At 67.9% G+C, this 16,954-nt stretch carries 15 protein-coding genes; 5 read left to right on the top strand and 10 right to left on the bottom strand.

The features are described 5' to 3' along the window. Positions 1-5: 5 nt before the first annotated feature. Positions 6-818: a crotonase/enoyl-CoA hydratase family protein gene (locus tag ACQ4N9_RS00880; RefSeq protein WP_390970670.1), complete on the bottom strand. Its 813-nt coding sequence runs from the start codon at positions 816-818 to the stop codon at positions 6-8. Between the two features lie 150 nt (positions 819-968). Here ACQ4N9_RS00880 and nhaB point away from each other — a divergent pair, with 150 nt between their 5' ends. Continuing rightward, positions 969-2,471 (top strand): sodium/proton antiporter NhaB, encoded by a 1,503-nt coding sequence (gene nhaB, locus ACQ4N9_RS00875; RefSeq protein WP_390970672.1) that lies wholly within the window; start codon positions 969-971, stop codon positions 2,469-2,471. Positions 2,472-2,614: 143 nt separating this feature from the next. After that, entirely contained in the window at positions 2,615-3,229 is a 615-nt protein-coding gene (locus tag ACQ4N9_RS00870) for a dihydrofolate reductase family protein (protein ID WP_390970674.1), read from the top strand. A gap of 9 nt (positions 3,230-3,238) precedes the next feature. Here ACQ4N9_RS00870 and ACQ4N9_RS00865 read toward each other — a convergent pair whose 3' ends face one another. Then, positions 3,239-3,976 carry an alpha/beta fold hydrolase gene (locus ACQ4N9_RS00865; RefSeq protein WP_390970676.1) on the bottom strand — a complete coding sequence of 246 codons (738 nt, stop codon included), beginning with the start codon at positions 3,974-3,976 and terminating at the stop codon, positions 3,239-3,241. A 723-nt stretch (positions 3,977-4,699) separates the two neighbouring features. Between ACQ4N9_RS00865 and ACQ4N9_RS00860 the strand changes: the two genes are divergently transcribed. Together ACQ4N9_RS00860 and ACQ4N9_RS00855 are read left to right on the top strand one after the other, a co-directional pair. Next, on the top strand, positions 4,700-5,401 hold the full coding sequence (locus ACQ4N9_RS00860) for a YoaK family protein (protein WP_110994725.1): 702 nt from the start codon (positions 4,700-4,702) through the stop codon (positions 5,399-5,401). Between the two features lie 534 nt (positions 5,402-5,935). Next, entirely contained in the window at positions 5,936-6,175 is a 240-nt protein-coding gene (locus ACQ4N9_RS00855; protein ID WP_390970678.1) for a hypothetical protein, read from the top strand. Between the two features lie 26 nt (positions 6,176-6,201). Here the strand turns inward: ACQ4N9_RS00855 and ACQ4N9_RS00850 are convergent, their stop codons facing one another. From ACQ4N9_RS00850 to ACQ4N9_RS00820, 7 genes are all read right to left on the bottom strand, one after another. Further along, positions 6,202-7,209 carry a DUF2955 domain-containing protein gene (locus ACQ4N9_RS00850; RefSeq protein ID WP_390970680.1) on the bottom strand — a complete coding sequence of 336 codons (1,008 nt, stop codon included), beginning with the start codon at positions 7,207-7,209 and terminating at the stop codon, positions 6,202-6,204. After that, entirely contained in the window at positions 7,199-8,284 is a 1,086-nt protein-coding gene (locus ACQ4N9_RS00845) for an HlyD family secretion protein (protein ID WP_390970682.1), read from the bottom strand. Before ACQ4N9_RS00845 ends, ACQ4N9_RS00850 begins: the two co-directional genes overlap by 11 nt. Beyond that, positions 8,281-9,774: an efflux transporter outer membrane subunit gene (locus ACQ4N9_RS00840; RefSeq protein ID WP_390970684.1), complete on the bottom strand. Its 1,494-nt coding sequence runs from the start codon at positions 9,772-9,774 to the stop codon at positions 8,281-8,283. The genes ACQ4N9_RS00845 and ACQ4N9_RS00840 overlap by 4 nt, the downstream gene beginning before the upstream one ends. A 13-nt stretch (positions 9,775-9,787) precedes the next feature. Then, positions 9,788-10,885 (bottom strand): AI-2E family transporter, encoded by a 1,098-nt coding sequence (locus ACQ4N9_RS00835; RefSeq protein ID WP_390970686.1) that lies wholly within the window; start codon positions 10,883-10,885, stop codon positions 9,788-9,790. Continuing rightward, positions 10,882-12,669, bottom strand: a complete 1,788-nt coding sequence (locus ACQ4N9_RS00830; RefSeq protein ID WP_390970688.1) for a monovalent cation:proton antiporter-2 (CPA2) family protein — start codon at positions 12,667-12,669, stop codon at positions 10,882-10,884. Before ACQ4N9_RS00830 ends, ACQ4N9_RS00835 begins: the two co-directional genes overlap by 4 nt. Before the next feature lie 75 nt (positions 12,670-12,744). Beyond that, complete coding sequence (locus ACQ4N9_RS00825; protein ID WP_390970690.1) at positions 12,745-13,635, bottom strand: DUF2950 domain-containing protein; 891 nt, start codon at positions 13,633-13,635, stop codon at positions 12,745-12,747. Continuing rightward, positions 13,632-15,014 carry a DUF3300 domain-containing protein gene (locus ACQ4N9_RS00820; RefSeq protein WP_390970692.1) on the bottom strand — a complete coding sequence of 461 codons (1,383 nt, stop codon included), beginning with the start codon at positions 15,012-15,014 and terminating at the stop codon, positions 13,632-13,634. Before ACQ4N9_RS00820 ends, ACQ4N9_RS00825 begins: the two co-directional genes overlap by 4 nt. Before the next feature lie 396 nt (positions 15,015-15,410). Between ACQ4N9_RS00820 and ACQ4N9_RS00815 the strand changes: the two genes are divergently transcribed. After that, complete coding sequence (locus ACQ4N9_RS00815) at positions 15,411-16,280, top strand: AraC family transcriptional regulator (RefSeq protein ID WP_390970694.1); 870 nt, start codon at positions 15,411-15,413, stop codon at positions 16,278-16,280. Positions 16,281-16,283: 3 nt separating this feature from the next. On the opposite strand, the gene ACQ4N9_RS00810 is transcribed toward ACQ4N9_RS00815, so the two are convergent. After that, positions 16,284-16,904 (bottom strand): LysE family translocator, encoded by a 621-nt coding sequence (locus tag ACQ4N9_RS00810; protein WP_125859096.1) that lies wholly within the window; start codon positions 16,902-16,904, stop codon positions 16,284-16,286. Positions 16,905-16,954: the final 50 nt, after the last annotated feature.

The raw sequence follows: 16,954 nt of genomic DNA, 5'->3' as shown, positions 1-16,954 counted from the left end.
CGGGGTCAGTCGGCGAACGTCGGTTGCTGTTTGCTCATGTGGGCGGCCACCGCCACGCGCAGGTCTTCGGACTGCAACATGGCGGCGTTCCAGGTGGCAATGTACTCCAGGCCATCGTCGACGCGATGGTCACGCATGTAGCTGATCAGCTCCTTGGTGCCGGCCACCGCGATCGGCGATTTTGCGGCAATCTCGCGGGCGATGGCAAAGACTCCGTCGAGCAATGCCGCCTGGTCGGCATAAACCCGGTTGACCAGGCCGATGCGCAGCGCCTCTTCGGCATCGACCATCCGCCCGGTAAAGGCCAGCTCGCGCATGATGCCGTCGCCGATGATACGCGGCAAACGTTGCAGGGTGCCGACATCGGCGGCCATGCCCATGTCGATTTCCTTGATCGAGAACTGTGCATCGCTGGCGCAGTAGCGCATGTCGCAGGCCGAGACCAGGTCGATGGCGCCCCCGATGCAATAACCCTGGATCGCCGCCAGCACCGGCTTGCGGCAGTTGTCCACGGCGTTGAACGAGCTTTGCAGGCGCAGGATGGTGCGGCGCAGCAGGCGGGCGTTGCGGCCGACGTCCTTGCCCAGCTGGCCGGCCAGCGAGGCCAGCATCATCAGGTCGATGCCCGAGGAGAAATGCTTGCCGGCGCCGCTGATCACCACGACGCGCACCGCGTCGGTATCGTCGATCCACTGGAAGATGTCGACGATCTCCTCCCAGAAGGCGGCATTCATCGCGTTGATCTTGTCCGGGCGGTTGATCTGCACATGGGCAATGTTGTCGGTCAGTTCAACCTTGAATGCGGTGTATTCGGTCACGGACGGCACTCCTGTGGGGAAAGGGTTCACGCGCAGGATCTTAGCGCACCCACAAGGCCGCACTTGTGCCAAAAGCGGGACTGCACGCCTTGCACCGCGGGGCCCGATCCGGCACCGTGCGCCACTGCTGAATCAAAAGGATACAAATTCATGTCGCAATCCCTGCCCAGCGCCCTCGCCCACAGTTTCCTGGGCCAGTCGCCGCGCTGGTACAAGGCGGTCATCTGCCTGTTCCTGCTGCTCAACCCGCTGCTGCTGGCAACCCTCGGCCCGGTGGTCACGGGGTGGGCGCTGGTGCTGCAGTTCATTTTCACCCTGGGCATGGCGCTCAAGTGCTACCCGCTGATGCCCGGCGGCCTGTTGCTGGTCGAAGCGCTGCTGCTGCGCATGGCCACGCCCGAAGCGCTGTATGAAGAGCTGCAGCACAACTTTCCGGTGATCCTGCTGCTGATGTTCATGGTCGCCGGCATCCACTTCATGAAAGAGCTGCTGCTGTACCTGTTCTCCAGGATTCTGCTGGGGGTGCGCAGCAAGGCCGTGCTGGCCCTGCTGTTCTGCGTGCTGTCGGCGTTCCTTTCGGCGTTCCTCGACGCGCTGACCGTGACCGCGGTGATCATCAGCGCCGCCGTGGGTTTCTACGCGGTCTACCACCGGGTCGCCTCCGGCACCAACCCCCGCGAGGAGTCGGCACTGGACAGCGATCACCAGGTCGAACAGCTGCACCGCGACGACCTCGACCAGTTCCGCGCCTTCCTGCGCAGCCTGCTGATGCATGGCGCGGTGGGCACCGCGCTGGGCGGCGTGTGCACCCTGGTGGGCGAGCCGCAGAACCTGCTGATCGGCCATGAGATGGGCTGGCACTTCGCCGACTTCTTCTTCAAGGTCGCGCCGGTGTCGATGCCGGTACTGGCCGCAGGCCTGGTCACCTGCGTGCTGCTGGAGAAGCTGCGCCTGTTCGGCTACGGCACCCTGATGCCCGAGCGCGTGCGCCAGGTACTGGCCGCCTACGCCGCCGAAGACGACGCCGCACGCACCCCGGCGCAACGCATCGCCCTGGTGGTGCAAGGGCTGGCGGCGCTAATCCTGATCGTCTGCCTGGGCCTGCACATCGCCGAGGTGGGGTTGATCGGCCTGCTGGTGATCGTGCTGATCACTGCGTTCACCGGCATCACCGACGAGCACCGCCTGGGCCGCGCGTTCCAGGACGCCATGCCGTTCACCGCGCTGCTGGTGGTGTTCTTCGCGGTGGTGGCGGTGATCCACCAGCAGCAGCTGTTCAACCCGCTGATCGCCTGGGTGCTGGCGCTACCGACCGAGCAGCAGCCGGGCATGCTGTACCTGGCCAACGGCCTGCTCTCGGCCATCAGCGACAACGTGTTCGTCGCCACCATCTACATCACCGAGGTCAAGCAGGCGTTCGTCAGCGGCGCCATGAGCCGCGAGCACTTCGAGACCCTGGCAGTGGCGATCAATACCGGCACCAACCTGCCCAGCGTGGCGACGCCCAATGGGCAGGCGGCATTCTTGTTCCTGCTGACTTCAGCGATCGCGCCGCTGATTCGCCTGTCCTACGGGCGCATGGTGTGGATGGCGCTGCCCTACACCGTGGTCATGGGTGGGCTGGGCTGGTGGGCGGTGACGTACTGGCTGTAGACCAGGCCCGCCCGCACCAGCGCAATCGCCGGCCTGCCGGCGATTGAACCTGCAAACGCGTCGCCCATGTTGTTTCGTTCCTGTCGATTTCAGCCAGCCCCGTTCGACTACCCCTCGAACAGCAACCTGAAGAGGAACACCCCATGCGCAAGCTTATCGTCGCCGCCTTCATCACCCTCGACGGCGTCATGCAAGCCCCCGGCGGCCCACAGGAAGACGAAAGCGGCGGCTTCACCCACGGCGGCTGGATCCCGCCGCTGGCCGACGAAGCCTTCGGCCAGGCCATGCAGACGCTGTTCAGCCAGCCGTTCGAGCTGCTATTGGGACGGCGCACCTACGACATCTTCGCCGGGTACTGGCCGCACGTTGAGCATCAAGCGGACGATCGCTCGCTGGCCGACCTGTTCAATCGCGTGCCCAAGCACGTTGCCACCCACCATCCCGGCTCACTCCACTGGTACAACAGCCATGGTTTGGGCGCGGATGTGACCGGCGCGGTTCGCGCGCTCAAGCAACAGGACGGCGACGTGCTCCTGACCCAGGGCAGCGGCGAACTGGTGCGCCAGCTACTGGCCGCAGGCCTGGTGGATGAGCTGAGGCTGCTGATCCACCCGCTGCTGCTCGGCCATGGCAAGCGGCTGTTCGGTGAGGATGCGCAAGCGGCTGCCTTCGAACTGGTGGAATCGGCCACCACCCCCAAGGGCGTGCTGCTCGCCCATTACGTGCGCAGCGGCGAAGTCCACACCGGCTCGTTCTGAGGGTGGCCCTCAGCCGAGCAGGCGGGCGATGGCACTGGCAAAGCCTTGCGGGTCTTCGAGCATCATCAGGTGGCCCACCCCCGCAAGCTCGGTAAAGCTTGCCGCCGCCCGCTCGGCCCAGTGGGGCACGTCCCAGCCAGCGCGTGAGTGCTCGCCGGCCAGCAGGTGCACCGGCGTTGCCGCAAACACCGCCTGCAGCTGTTGCGGGTAGCGGGCCGCGCCAGTGACCGCGACCACCGAAGCGGCCATGGCCTGCAACGTGGCGGCCGGCTGATGGGCCAGCCAGCGCTGTGCCAGGGCCAGCCGCCGCGCATCGGGCCCGACCCCGGCCCGCGCCAGCCACGCGCCGGGATCAGCCCGATAGCTTGCCAGCAGCTGTTCGACCGCTTCGCGGTCCATGCGCGCCACCGCTGCCGACCAGAACGCATCGTGCAAGGTGAAGTTGCCTTCGACACTGGTCACGCTGGCCACCTGTTGCGGGTAGCGGTGGGCGAACATCAGCGCCACCACCCCGCCCACCGAATGCCCGACCAGATGCGCCCGCGCCACGTTGCGCGCCTGCAATTGGCGGTGCAGGTGCTCGACCTGGGCGGCAATATCGATCAGTTTCGGCGCGGTGTCCTGCAAGGTGCCATAGCCAAGCAGGTCGGGGGCGATCACCTGGTTAGGCAGGGTGTCGTGAAGTGCGGGATGATCCAGGCAGCCAATCAGGCCGTTGATCAGGACTACCGGCGTTTCCTTTTGCATCGCATGCCTCGCGGCCAGCCGTGGGGAGCCCGCAGCATGGCCTTGCCGCCCGGGGATCGCCAGCAGCGGCCGAATGCACAGGCACACTGCACGGTTTGCCTTGGCGCCATTGCAATAGCCGCGTACCGTCTACATCCGTGCCTGCCTTGGGATCGTTTGAGCGCGACCAGGCGCATGTCGACAGGTTTGCAGCGCTCTTAAGATCGAGCGCCGCCCGCGCGGCGCATCGCTGGCAAGCCAGCTCCCACATCTGTTTCGGGCCAGTTACTCCTGTTGTTTCATCGCTGTCCGCCTTGTTGGTTCGACTCGGTATTGAGGTGGGCACCACTGGCGCCTCACCTGACTTGAGGCATGCACTAAGGCGGGCAGTGGTACCTTCACAGGCATAATTGGCCCGAAACAAATGTGGGAGCTGGCTTGCCAGCGATGCGCCGCGCGGGCGGCGCTCGATCTTGAGAGCGCTGCAAATCTGTCGCCCTTCACCTGGTGGCCCACATGCGATCCCAAGACAGGCCCTTGGGCGGCACACCGCCGACCCCGGGTAATCAGGATTGGGTAATGGCCACCAGGTGCAAGGCGGGATACTGGGTGAGGGCCACCAGGTGCCTGCCGGTTTTTTCCAGCGCCTATGAAATCGAGCGGCCTGGAACTCCCCTGCGTGCCCATGCGCAAGGCCTTGGCGCCGGTATAAGATCGGGGCCCCACTGCCGGAGACATACCCTCATGCTGCCCACCGCCTCTTCCCTGCACAGTGCCCGCCGCGCCAGGCTGCAAGTGCTGCGCGGCCGCGTCGGCCTGGGGCTGGTGGCCGGGCTGTCGGTGCTGGCGGGCATGACCGACGCCATCGGCCTGCTGGCGCTGGGTGATTTCGTCTCGTTCATGAGCGGCAATACCACACGCCTGGCGGTGGCGATCAGCCAGGCCGACCTGGCGTTGGTGCTGCGCCTGGCCCTGGCGATCTTCAGTTTCGTGCTGGGCAATGCCCTGGGGGTGCTGCTGGCCCGGCACTTTCGCCGGCGAGCCTCACCCTTGTTGCTGGTGGTCGCCGGCCTGCTTGCCTTTGCCGCCGCCTGGCCGCTGGCGACGAGCTTCCCGGCGCTGGTCGCGGCGATCCTGGCCATGGGCATGCTCAATGCCGTGGTCGAACAGGTGAATGGCCTGCCGATCGGCCTGACCTATGTCACCGGCGCGCTATCGCGGTTTGGCCGCGGGCTGGGGCGCTGGTTGCTGGGCGAGCGGCGGCATGGCTGGCGGGTGCAGCTGGTGCCCTGGAGCGGGATGCTGCTGGGGGCGGCCATCGGCGCCTGGCTGGAGCAACGGCTGGGGTTGATGGCGTTGTTTGCAAGCTGTGGCCTGGCCTGCGTGCTGGCCTTGGTGAGCCGCTTTATTCCGCGGGCGTGGCAGTTGGGGTACATGCCGCGTTGAGGGGATAGCCGGGGGCGGCATGCCTTGGGATCGTATGTGGGGCACCAGGTGCATGGCGATAGATCTGCAGCGCTCTCAAGATCGAGCGCCGCCCGCGCGGCGCTTCGCGGGTAAACCCGCTCCCACATCTATTTCGGGCCAATTACGCCTGTGAGGGTACCGCTGCCCGCCTTGGTGCATGTCTTAAGTCAGGTGATGCGCCGGTGGCGCCCACCTCACTACCGCGTCGTGCCAACAAGGCGGACCAGGTAATGGCACAGGAGGGACTGGCCCGAAACAGAATGTGGGAGCGGGTTTACCCGCGAAGCGCCGCGCGGGCGGCGCTCGATCTCATAGGCCCTGCAAAAACACCGCCAGACACCTGGTGGCCCTCATCCAATCAGGCGCGCCGCGTACCCTCGAAGCCAGCGTGAACTACAAGTTCTGACCGCCTGTTGCCGCGCTCGATAGTCACTATCGAGCGCGGCAATTTCTCCTCATCGGGCGTGCGCCCTATGCTCGCTCCATCGATCCACCGATCATGGAAAGCGCCCGATGAACACCCCCCGCCTGTTGCTCGCCGCCTTGGCCATCGCCGTATTGAGCGGTTGCGCCAACCACCCCGAACTGCGCCCCTTCAGCACCGACGAAACGCGCCAGTTGCAGCTCGAAGCGTTACAACGCCAAGGGCTCAGCCAGGAGCAATACGAACAACGCAGGCTTGCCGTGCTGCGTGCGGACCAGCAGCAAGTGGTGACTGAAACGGCCACCCGCCCCACCTCGACACGCGGTTAACACCGCTGACCACCGTCGAGTAGCGCCTACAGCGCAACCCGGCGCCGGTCGATCCACACCAGCATGGCGCTGGCATACAGCGATACCAGCAGGAACAGCGCCAGACGCACGGCGAACGCCCGGTACACGTCCTGCCCGGCGACACTGTCCTGCACCGACTGGCCAAGCAGGATCAGCATGGTGGTCAGGCAGCTGACCCAGAACGCCGGAGCATGCCGGCTCGCCACCAGCCGTTGCAGGCGCCGCGCCTGCCACAGTGCGGCCAGCAGCACCCAGAGAAAGAACATCCACAGGTGCACGAACAGGCTCAACGCGCCCCACACCAGAATCGCCAGCACCCCGGCCAGCAAGGTCGAGCCCACCAGCTCGCGGGCCGCCTGGCGCGCGTCGGTCTCGCCAGCCTGCTGGCCCAGGCTCACCGACTTCATGATCAGTGGCATGAAACGGTCCGGGGCAATCAGTGCGAGCAAGAACGCCGGCATCACGATCAGCGTGGCACGCAAGGCGATCCAGCCGGCCTCGCGCGGGTCGAGGCGTGGTGTGACCGGTGCGGCGGGCGCATCGGCCGGCTCCGGGAACAGCCAGTGGGCCACCAGGGTGCACAGCACCGCCAGCAACATGCCCTTGGCCATTGCCTCGACCACCGACAGTGCCAGGGTGAAATCGCTGGTACCGGCGGCGGCGATCATGGTCAGGCCGATGACCAGCAGGTTGGCCAGCAAACCGTTGCCCCCGCGCAGCGCCCAGCGGAACACCAGCAGCAGGCCGACCGCCACCAGCAGCACGCCGCTCAGCGGCGCGTGGCGCAGCAGCGGGATCAGCAACAGGCCGCTGCCGCAGCTGAGCAGCACCAACAGCGCCAGCACCGGGGCCATGCGCAGCGATAGCGCGGTGTTGCGCATCGCCAGCAGCAGCACGCACAGCACGGGTGCCAGTACCGGCACCGGCAAGCCGATGCCGAAACTCGCCGCCAGGCTCATGGCCGCGCCCCAGGCCAGGCGCAGCGCGCGGCGGCGGCGTAGTTCAATAGGCATACGACAGCCAACTCATGCACCACATGAACAGCCGCCCGAGCAGGTTCAGCGGGTTGCCCTCCCCGGGCAGCGCCATCACCTCGGCTTGGCCGCCGACGCGCAGTTGCGTGGTGTCCACCTGCTGGTCCGGGTCGAGCCCGACGATCACCGGGAAGCGTTGCGCCGAGCGCAGCCACTCGCGGCTGTTCTGCACCGTCGGCAGTTGCCCCGGCGGCGGCGCCTGGCCGCTGCTGACCCCCTGGCCGATGCTGCGGATGCGCCCGTGCAGCACCTCGCCCGGCAGGCTGTCGAGCACCACCAGCACGGGTGTGCCGCTGCGCAGGCGGCCGAGGTTGTTCTCGGTCATGTCGGCGCTGATCCACAGGTCGTGGGTGGCGACCAGGGTCATCAGCGGGCTGCCGGCCCCCACGTAATGCCCCACGTCCACCTTGAGGTCGGTGATACGCCCGTCGGAGTCGGCGCGCACCTGGGTGCGCGCCAGGTCGAGCCGGGCCTTTTCCAGGTTGGCGGCGGCACCGCGCAACTGGGCGTTGTCGTCATCGCTGCCACCTTCCTGCTCCCTGGCCCGCTCGACTTCGGCGCGGGCCGCGGCCACTTGGCTGCGCGCCTGTTCGTAGGTGGCCTGGGCGCCTTCGAGGCGGCGCACCGACACCGTGCCCTGGTCCTCCTCGTACAGGCGCCGCAGGCGCTCGGCGTCCTGGCGCGCCTTGCGCTCGTTGGCCTGGGCCGCGGCCAGCGAGGCCTGGGCCGAATCGATGCCGGCGGTGTGGGCGCCGACCTGGCGTCGCGCCGCATCGTAGTCGGCCTGGGCCCGGCTCAGGGCGATGCGGTACTGCTCCGGGTCCAGCTCGAACAGCAGCTCGCCGCGGCGCACCTCCTGGTTGTTGCCCACCGCCACCCGCCGCACCTGCCCGGCCACCTCGGCGCTCACCGGCACCACGTAGGCTTGCAGGCGAGCCTGCTGGGTGTAGGGGGTGAAGCGGTCGGCGAGCAGGTACCAGGCCAGGCTCATGACGATCAGCAGCAGGACCCAGCGCAGGCTGCGGTCGGGGGCTGGCGTGGTTGTGTCAGTCATTGCGCGTCACCTTGTTCATCGAGCAGGTCGCCCCAATCGGTGCGTTGTTCCATCTGCCGCCGGGTCGGCGCGTCGATGGTCGGCACACGGCGCTCCCAGCCACCGCCGAGCGCCTTGTACAGCGCCACCAGGCTGCCCACCGCATTGCCGCGGCTGACCAGGTAGCCATCCTGTTGCTGCAACAGCAGTTGCTGGGCGTCGAGCACCCGCTGAAAGTCAGCGAAGCCCTCGCGATACTGCGCGCTGGCCAGGTCCAGCGAGCGGCTCGCCGCCGCCGAGGCGCGGTCGCGGATGGCCGCGCTCTGCAACGCCCGCACCAGGGCGCTGGCGGCGTCGTCCGCCTCGCGCGCCGCCTCGCGCACCTGCTGGTGGTAAAGGGTGATCAGCTGCTGCAGGCGGGCGTCCTCGACACGCACGGCATTCTTGCGCCGCCCATAGTCGAACGGGTTCCAGATCAGCCCAGGGCCGGCAGCGATGTCGAAACTGTCAGGCACATGGCTGGCCGAAGCCAGGCTCCAGCCGATGCTGCCGAGCAGGCTCAACTGTGGGTACAGGTCGGCCTCGGCCACCCCCACCAGCGCCGACTGCGCCGCCACGGCCTGCTCGGCGGCGCGGATGTCCGGGCGCCGGCGCAGCAGCTCGGCCGGCACGGCCTGCAACACGGCGCGGTCCGGCAGCGGCAACTGAGCGTGCCGGGCGTCCAGCTCCGGCAGCAGGCCCGGGGGGCGGCCCAGCAGCGAGCAGAGCACGTTGCGCAAGGCATTGAGCTGATTCTCGAACTCCGGAATGGTGGCCTCGGTGGCCAGCAGCTGGGTACGTGCCTGCTGCCAGTCGAGTTCGTCGTTCTCGCCATGGCGGAACAGCCGCTCGGTGATTTCGAGGCTGCGTGCCTGGCGCCGCGCGTTGTCCCGGGCGATGTCCAGCCGCGCCTCGGTGGTGCGCAGGGCGAAGTAGCTGTCGGCCACCTGCGCGCGCAGCAGCACCAGGGCATCCGTGTAGTTGGCCTGGGAGGCGAAGTACACCGCGTCGGCCGACTCGACGGCGCGGCTGAAGCGCCCCCAGAAGTCGATCTCCCAGGCGATGTCGAAACCCAGGCTCGACTGCCAGAACACCGAGTCGCGCGCGGTCGAGGTGCCGGACTGATCCTGCTTGAGGTACAGGCTCTGCGCGCGCAACTGCTGCAACTGCGGGTAGCGCCCGGTCTGCACGATGGCCAGCTGCGCTCGGGCCTCGGCGATACGCAGGCCGGCCACTTGCAGGTTGGTGTTGTGCGCCTCGGCTTCGGCGATCAATGCGTCGAGGGTGGGGTCGGCGAACAGTTGCCACCACTGGCGCAGGTCGCCCCCAGGGGCGGTGGCCTGGCTCAGCAAGGGTGTGCTCCAGCGGTCCAGCCAAGGATCCTGCGGCGGGCTGAAGTCCGGCCCGACCTGGGTACAGCCTGCCAGCAGCGCCAGCAGGCTCAAGGCACAACGACTTACTGACCCGGGCATGGCAGGCCCCCGCTCACACCGCCGGCTCGTCGGGCCGGGCGGGTACCTGCTGGTCCACCCACTGCCAGAACAGGTTGTAGGTCACCGCCAGGATCACCGGGCCGAGGAACAGGCCGATGATGCCCTGCACCACCATCCCGCCCAGGGCGCCGATCAGCACTACCGGCATCGGCACGTCCACCCCACGGCCCAGCAGCAGCGGCTTGAGCACGTTGTCGGCCAGGCCGGCGACGAAGGTGTACACGGCGAACACGATGGTCACCAGGCTGAAGCCCTCGCTGTAGAACACGTAGCCGATCACCGGCAGGGTGACCAGCGTCGCCGGGGCCTGGGCGATGCCCAGTATGAGGATGACGATCGCCAGCATGCCGGCGGCCGGCACCCCCTTGACCACGAAACCGACGCCGATCAGCAGCATCTGGATGAAGGCGATGCCGATCACCCCCTGGGCCACCGCGCGGATGGTCGACGTGCACAACCTGGCGATGGGCTTGCCGCGCTCCTCGCCGGACACGCGCATGGCAATGCGCAGCGCCGCGCGCTGGCCGCTCTCGCCGAAGGCCATGATCACCCCGCCGATGATGATCGCGCCGATGAACATCAGCAACGCCCCACCCGCGCTGGCGGCGGCACCCAGCACCGCGAGGGCGGCGCTCTTGAGGTTGGACGTCTGGTTGGCAAGCACGCTGCTCAGGCTCTGCGACGCCGCCAGCCAGACGTCGTGCAGCCGCGGCCCGATCAGCGGCCAGCCGGCCACCGAGTCCGGGGGTGGGGGTACTTGCCAGGCGCCGCTCTTGACCAGGTTCGTCAGGCTGTCTATCGACTCGATGATCGACGCCACCACCAGGTAGATCGGCACCAGCAGCACCAGCAGCAGCAACACCACCACCAGGGTCGCGGCATAGCCTTCGCGCATCCCGGTCAGGCGTTTGATCCGGCCATGCAGCGGGTACAGAGTGACCGCCAGGATCACCGCCCAGAGCATCAGGTCGAGGAACGGCTGGAACACCCGGTAGGCGAACAGCACCAGCGCCGCCACCAGCCCGGCCTTGATCAACACATCGAGCATCCCGCGCGACAGTTCGCTGTCCAGCTTGAAACTCGGCATCATCCTTCATCTCCTGGTCGAATCACGGTGGCGGCAGGGGGTTCGGCTCGGTCGGTGGCGGGTGGTCCATCCTCATCCAGCGCCGTGCCCTGGCGATGCTGCTCGAGCAGCCAGTGCGCCTCCTGCTGCTGATAACGCTGCACCCAGGCGGCCGCCTGCGCCTCGCTGCGGCCCAGCGCAATGAAGGCGCGACGGGCCATCTCGAGGCTGGAATGGAAGGTCTCGCGCACCGGGTTGACCCCCAGGTCGAGCAGGCGCAGCACGTCGCGGTGATTGCGTGCGGCGGCGATCACCTGGGCCTTGGGGTACAGGTGCACGAGCACGTCGACGGTCTTCTGGTTACTCTGCGCGTCGTCTGCGGCGACGATCACCAGCGCGGCCTGATCGACCTTCGCCGCGCGCAGGATTTCCGAGCGCGATGGGTCGCCGTAGAACACCGTGGGGCCATCGCCGCGTGGCCGGGCCTTGCGCGCGAGGGCTTCAGCCGTGGCGTCCAGGGCCACCACGCGAATGCCTTCGGCATGCAGCATGCGCCCGATGGCACGCCCCAGGCGGCCGAAGCCGGCGATCACCACCTGCGGGACGTCTTCCAGTTGCGGCGGTTCCTGCGTCAGGTCGGCCTGATCGGCGGGGCGCAACTGCCGGGCCAGGGCCATCATCACCAGCGGTACCAGGGCCATCGACAGGGTGATGGCCAGCACCAGCAGGTCGTGCACCCGCTGCTCCAGCACCTGGTGCTGCAAGCCGAGCTTGAACACCACGAAGGCGAACTCGCCCCCGGACGCCAGCACTACCGCCAGGCATAGCGCCTGGGGTCGGTCGAGGCCGCCGAAAAGGCGACTGATGCCCCACAGCAGCGGCAGCTTGAGCGCCACCAGCAGCAGGGTCAGCCCCAGCACCTGCAGCGGCATGCCGGCCAGCAGGCGCAGGTCGGCGGTCATGCCCACACCCACGAAGAACAACCCCAGCAACAGGCCCTTGAGCGGCTCGATCTGCGACTCCAGCTCGTGGCGGAACTCCGACTCGGCCACCAGCACCCCGGCGAGGAACGCGCCCAACGCCATCGACACGCCGACATGCTCCATCAGCCAGGCCGTCCCCAGCACCAGCAGCAGCGCGGTGGCGGTCGACAGCTCATGCAGGCCACTGCCCACCGTCCAGCGGAACACCGGGCGCAGCAGGTAGCGCCCGGCGATCACCACCACCCCGATACCCAACAGCACCGCCAGCAGCGGCCAGGTGCCTTCGTCGGCGGTCCCGACGCCGCCACCGAGCAATGGCACCACGGCGATCAGGGGGATGGCCGCGATGTCCTGGAACAGCAGAATGGCCACCGCGAGGCGGCCATGGGGCTTGCCCAGCTCCTTGCGCTCGGCCAGCACTTGCAGGCCGAAGGCGGTGGACGACAGCGCCAAGCCCAGGCCCAGCACCACGGCGGTGGCCGGGGCCTGGCCGAACAGCAGCCAGGCCAGCAGCCCGAGCACCAGCGCGGTCAGCCCCACCTGCAACGAACCGATGCCGAACAGTGCCCGACGCATGGTCCACAAGCGCCGTGGCGAGAGTTCCAGGCCGATGACGAACAACAGCATCACCACGCCCATCTCCGACAGCCGTGCGACGTTGTGCGGGTTGTCGATCAGCCCCATCACCGACGGGCCGATGAGAATGCCAGCCAGCAGGTAGCCCGGCACCGCCCCCAGTTTCAGGCGCTGGGCCAGTGGTACCAGGAGCACCACCGCCAGCAGGAAAACCACCGTCGCCTGCAACAGGCTGCCGTCATTTGGCATGTGTGCCCTCCCCTGAACCCCAAAACCCGGTTTGCCAGCGATGCGGGCTGGATGATCACCCTTACCGGGAGCCCACTACTTGCCCTGCACCGCCACCGCCGTCCAACTGCTGTCCGGGTCGAACGCTTTCATCGCCCGGGCCACTTTTTCGCTGTCGGGCCCCAAGTCCTTTTCGAACACTTCGCCGTCGTGGCTGATCATGAAGCTCATCACCCCGCTGTCGTCGTAACGGGCCGGCCAGGCGACCAGGGCGAAGCCGCGGATCATGCGGTCGCCGATCAGGTAGTCGTAGGCGCCACCGGGGGCCGATGGCCCTTGGGCGTCGAGGATGCGGAAGTGGTAGCCATGCCAGTCGTCGCCGGCTTCCTCCTGGCCAAACAACGGGCCCAGCGGGCTGATCTGGCCATCGCTTTCGTCGGCCCAGTACAGGCCATCGTGCTCGCCGGGCGTGCTGAAGATCTTGCGTGCGTACTCCAGTGCGCCGTTGCCGTTGCGGTCCTGGCTGGCGTACTCCATCTGCGCGTCGTGGTAGGCCAGCATCGATTGCAGCGCCGCCAGTTCGTTGCGGCCGATGCGCCGGGCACGGATCTCGGCGCTGCCTGCCTTGAGGTCGAAGCGCCAGCCTTCGGCGCCCTTGGCCAGGGGGATCGGCAGGGTCCAGCCCTCGTGCCCCACCGCCAGCACCGCGCCACGCTCGCCGGTATGTTCGATGCGGTGTTCGGCGCGGTACTGCTCGAGGAAGGTCTCGACGTCGCGGTGTTGTACCCCGCCACGCGGTATGTAGGTGCGCCAGTCCTCGCCGAGCAGCTTGCCGAAACGTGCTTCGTCAGGTGGCTGGGTACCCAGCGCGGCAACGAAGGCGTCGACGGCCGCCTGCGGGGTGGCGAACACTTCCTGGGCCGTCGCCAGGCTGGGCCAGGCCAGGCTGGCGGCCAGCCACCAGGCACTCAAGATGCGCACGCTCATCGGCGGCCTCCTCCCCGTTGACCCCCGCCGGAAAAGCTCGGGCGGGAAACCTGCTGCCCGCTGGCGCGCGGCGCGCTGCCGCGCTGGGCGAAGGCCTGGCTGGTGCGCCCGCGGCTGGCCTGGGCGCTGCTGCTCGACGGCGAGCGCACGCCATCGAAGGCATTGTTGCGGGCGCGACCGGTGTTCTGGCGTTGCGCCACCTGCTGACGGGCCTGTCCTTCGTTCTGGCGGCGCTGGTTGAGCTGCCCGCCCTGGTTGGCGCGTGGCACGTCCTGCCGGCGTTCGGCCAGGCGCGGATTGTTGTTGCGCTCGGTCTGTGCCTCACGCATGCGCTCGCGGGCCTGCACATTGTTGCTGGCGGGCCGCTCGATGCCGTGGCGGTCCATCGAACTGAGCGCGTTCTGCCGCGCCCTTGCACGCTGGGCATCGTCGCCACGGTAGGCGGCGCGGTCGCGCGCGCCGTCCAGCTGGCGGCCGTATTGCTCGCGGTTGCGGGCATCGCGGTACGGCACGCCGTCGCGGTGCACGGGGTTGTGCTGCCACTTGTTGTTGCTGATGTTGTTGATCTGGTTATTGCGGTTGATGCTGTTGTAGCGATTCACGTCGATGTCTACGTCATGGTTGTTCCAGTCGCAGTCGCCCCACAGCGAGGCGACGATCGCCACCCCGGTGCCGAAGGCCAACCCGGCAACCAGCGCCTGGCCCGGGTAATAGGCCGGCGGCGGCGGATAGTAGACCGGCGGCGAGGCCGGGTAGGCCCAGGTGCCGTAGGTAGTCGTGGGGTTGTAAGTGGGCACATAGACCGTCTGCGGGTCGGCGGGCTGGATGATGATGGTCTGATTGCTGGCCGGGGCGCTCTGGCTGGCCGGCGCGGCCTGCACGGTGACGTTCTGGTACTGGTTGCTCTGCAGGTTGCCGGCGGCCTTGGCCTGCTGGCGCAGGCGCTGTACGCCGTTCATCAGGTCGTCCGGCTGGGCCAGGAACGCATCGCCCAGGCGCTGCACCCAGACCGGGTCCTGGCCCAGCGTGGCGAGCACCTGAGGGAAGGCCACCAGCGCCTGCACGCTGGGGTCCCAGGGCTGGCTGGCCACCTGCTTGACCGCGTCATCGCCCTTGGCGTCCGGGTGAGCCTTCGACCAGTTGACCGCTTCGGCAACCTCGCCCGGGTAGGTGCTGGCCATCAGCACCTGCGCCAGCAGCGGGTCGGGGTACAGGGCGATAGGCGCGAGCATCTGGTCCAGCTGCTCCTGGGTGAACACCGCCTGCTTGGTAGCGGCGGGCTCGGGCGCCGCCGGGCCGGGGGCCGCCGTCTCGGCGAGCGTAGGGGCGCTATGCAACGCCAGCACTACGGCCAGGACGCAGGAAAATCGAGTGCGCATTCGCACCTCCCTGGTGGGTCATACCGCACGAAATGGGTAAGTCGAAGCCCGGGAGGTGAACGCTTGAACTGCCAGCGACTGATTTCAGCTTCGGTGCTGAGTGGCAAGGGTAGCAGAGGGATGCGATGTTAAAAGGCGGGCTGCTTGGCCTGGCGGGCTATCCGTGATCCTGGCAAACATGCCGGTCACAGCCTGGACGTCTGGTGCGAGCATCGACACCCAGGCCAATCGCGCATTGCTCGCCCTGCTCAATAGTCCGGGCCCGTCCTCACCGGCGGGATCGTAGGCTCACCCATACTTGTGGCGCGTCAGCGCCACCTGAGCAAACCCGGCTAGGCGTACCCCGCGCCGCCTGCCGCATCCTGTGCCTGCCCGTAACCCCAGGAGCCTTCACCGATGTCCCGCCCCTCGCCCAGCCGCCCCTACGACCAACGCTTCGCCGCCGTGCTCGCACATATCGAGGGCAACCTCGACGGCGACCTGTCGCTGGAGCGCCTTAGCCAGGTGGCGAACTTCTCGGTGCACCACTTTCACCGCCAGTTCAGTGCCTATATCGGTGTGCCGGTGGCGCGCTACGTGCAACTGATGCGCCTGCGCCGTGCCGGCCACGCGCTGGCCGCCGACCCGGCGCTGGCGGTGCTGCAGGTGGCGCTGGATGCCGGCTTCGACAGCCCGGAGGCATTCGCCCGTGCCTTCCGACGTGATTTCGCACTGTCGCCGAGCGCCTTTCGCCGGGCGCCGGACTGGCGCGCCTGGAACACGGCATTTCGCATTCCCCACTTTGCCAGGAGCATCAGCATGCAAGTCCGTATCGTCGATTTCACGCAAACCCGGGTGGCCGCCCTGGAACACCTTGGCCCACCCGCGCAACTGCCGGCTACCGTGGGCCGTTTCATCCAATGGCGCACCCATGGCAATGAGTCGCCGGTGGCCACCCGGCGCACCTTCGGCATTCCCTACAACAATCCCGACACCACCGCACCAGAGGACTTTCGCTTCGCCATCTGCGGCGAGGTCGATGCCGAAGTGGCCGCCAATCCATTCGGTGTGCGAACGCAGGTCATCCCCGGCGGGCGCTGCGCCGTGGTGCGGCATGTGGGCTCACCGGACCATATCGGCGAGACCATCTACCCGCTCTACCGTGACTGGCTGCCGGCCAGCGGCGAAGAGCTGCGCGACCACCCGCTGTTCTTCCACTACCTGAGCGTGTACCCGCAGACGCCGCAGGCGCAGTGGCAGACCGACATCTACCTGCCGCTGGTCTAGGACCTAGCGCCGGCTCAACGCCAGCCGCGCCGCGAACAGCACGAACACCAGGCCGGTGCAGCGGTCCATCCAGCGGATCACCCGTTCGCGGCGCAGCACCTCGGCCAGTGGCCGGGTGGCGGCGATCAGGCCGGTCGCCCACAGCAACCCCAGCAGCACATGGATACCCACCAGGCCGAACGTCCAGGCCACCAGCGGCTGGCCCTGGGGAATGAACTGGGGCAGGAAGGACACATAAAAGATGCCGACCTTGGGGTTGAGCAGGTTGCCCAGCATGCCCTTGACGAACCAGTTGCCGGTGGGGGGCGCCTGCTCGCCAGCCGGGGCCATCGACTGGCGCGGGCGCAGCAGCATGTTCACCCCAAGCCAGGCCAGGTAGGCGGCGCCGCAGTACTTGAGCAGGTTGTAGGCCAGCTCCGATACCGCAATCAGCGCGCCCAGGCCGAAGGCCACCGCCGCGCCCCACAGCAGGCAGCCGGCATTGATGCCCAGCGCGGCGCGCAGTGCCTGCTGGCGGCTTTCCACGGCGGCAGTGCGCAGGATCAGCGCGGTGTCCAGGCCGGGCGTCAGGGTCAGCAAGGTGGCGGCCAGGGTGAAGGCGATCAGGTTGTCGGCGAAGGGCATGGCGCGGGACTCGGCAGGGCAATGCGCGCACGTTAACAGATGGCCGCGAA

This window comes from Pseudomonas sp. ES1, from assembly GCF_050586605.1.
In the GTDB taxonomy this organism is placed as follows: domain Bacteria; phylum Pseudomonadota; class Gammaproteobacteria; order Pseudomonadales; family Pseudomonadaceae; genus Aquipseudomonas; species Aquipseudomonas sichuanensis.
The sequence above is the reverse complement of the archived record's forward strand: the minus strand, read 5'-3'. Positions and strand labels throughout refer to the sequence as shown.

Excerpts from the sequence above, each read along its gene's own strand:
- nhaB (WP_390970672.1), top strand. The coding sequence starts at position 969 with ATGTCGCAATCCCTGCCCAGCGCCCTCGCCCACAGTTTCCTGGGCCAG.
- ACQ4N9_RS00870 (WP_390970674.1), top strand. The coding sequence starts at position 2,615 with ATGCGCAAGCTTATCGTCGCCGCCTTCATCACCCTCGACGGCGTCATG.
- ACQ4N9_RS00865 (WP_390970676.1), bottom strand. The coding sequence starts at position 3,976 with ATGCAAAAGGAAACGCCGGTAGTCCTGATCAACGGCCTGATTGGCTGC.
- ACQ4N9_RS00860 (WP_110994725.1), top strand. The coding sequence starts at position 4,700 with ATGCTGCCCACCGCCTCTTCCCTGCACAGTGCCCGCCGCGCCAGGCTG.
- ACQ4N9_RS00855 (WP_390970678.1), top strand. The coding sequence starts at position 5,936 with ATGAACACCCCCCGCCTGTTGCTCGCCGCCTTGGCCATCGCCGTATTG.
- ACQ4N9_RS00850 (WP_390970680.1), bottom strand. The coding sequence starts at position 7,209 with ATGCCTATTGAACTACGCCGCCGCCGCGCGCTGCGCCTGGCCTGGGGC.
- ACQ4N9_RS00845 (WP_390970682.1), bottom strand. The coding sequence starts at position 8,284 with ATGACTGACACAACCACGCCAGCCCCCGACCGCAGCCTGCGCTGGGTC.
- ACQ4N9_RS00840 (WP_390970684.1), bottom strand. The coding sequence starts at position 9,774 with ATGCCCGGGTCAGTAAGTCGTTGTGCCTTGAGCCTGCTGGCGCTGCTG.
- ACQ4N9_RS00835 (WP_390970686.1), bottom strand. The coding sequence starts at position 10,885 with ATGATGCCGAGTTTCAAGCTGGACAGCGAACTGTCGCGCGGGATGCTC.
- ACQ4N9_RS00830 (WP_390970688.1), bottom strand. The coding sequence starts at position 12,669 with ATGCCAAATGACGGCAGCCTGTTGCAGGCGACGGTGGTTTTCCTGCTG.
- ACQ4N9_RS00825 (WP_390970690.1), bottom strand. The coding sequence starts at position 13,635 with ATGAGCGTGCGCATCTTGAGTGCCTGGTGGCTGGCCGCCAGCCTGGCC.
- ACQ4N9_RS00820 (WP_390970692.1), bottom strand. The coding sequence starts at position 15,014 with ATGCGCACTCGATTTTCCTGCGTCCTGGCCGTAGTGCTGGCGTTGCAT.
- ACQ4N9_RS00815 (WP_390970694.1), top strand. The coding sequence starts at position 15,411 with ATGTCCCGCCCCTCGCCCAGCCGCCCCTACGACCAACGCTTCGCCGCC.
- ACQ4N9_RS00810 (WP_125859096.1), bottom strand. The coding sequence starts at position 16,904 with ATGCCCTTCGCCGACAACCTGATCGCCTTCACCCTGGCCGCCACCTTG.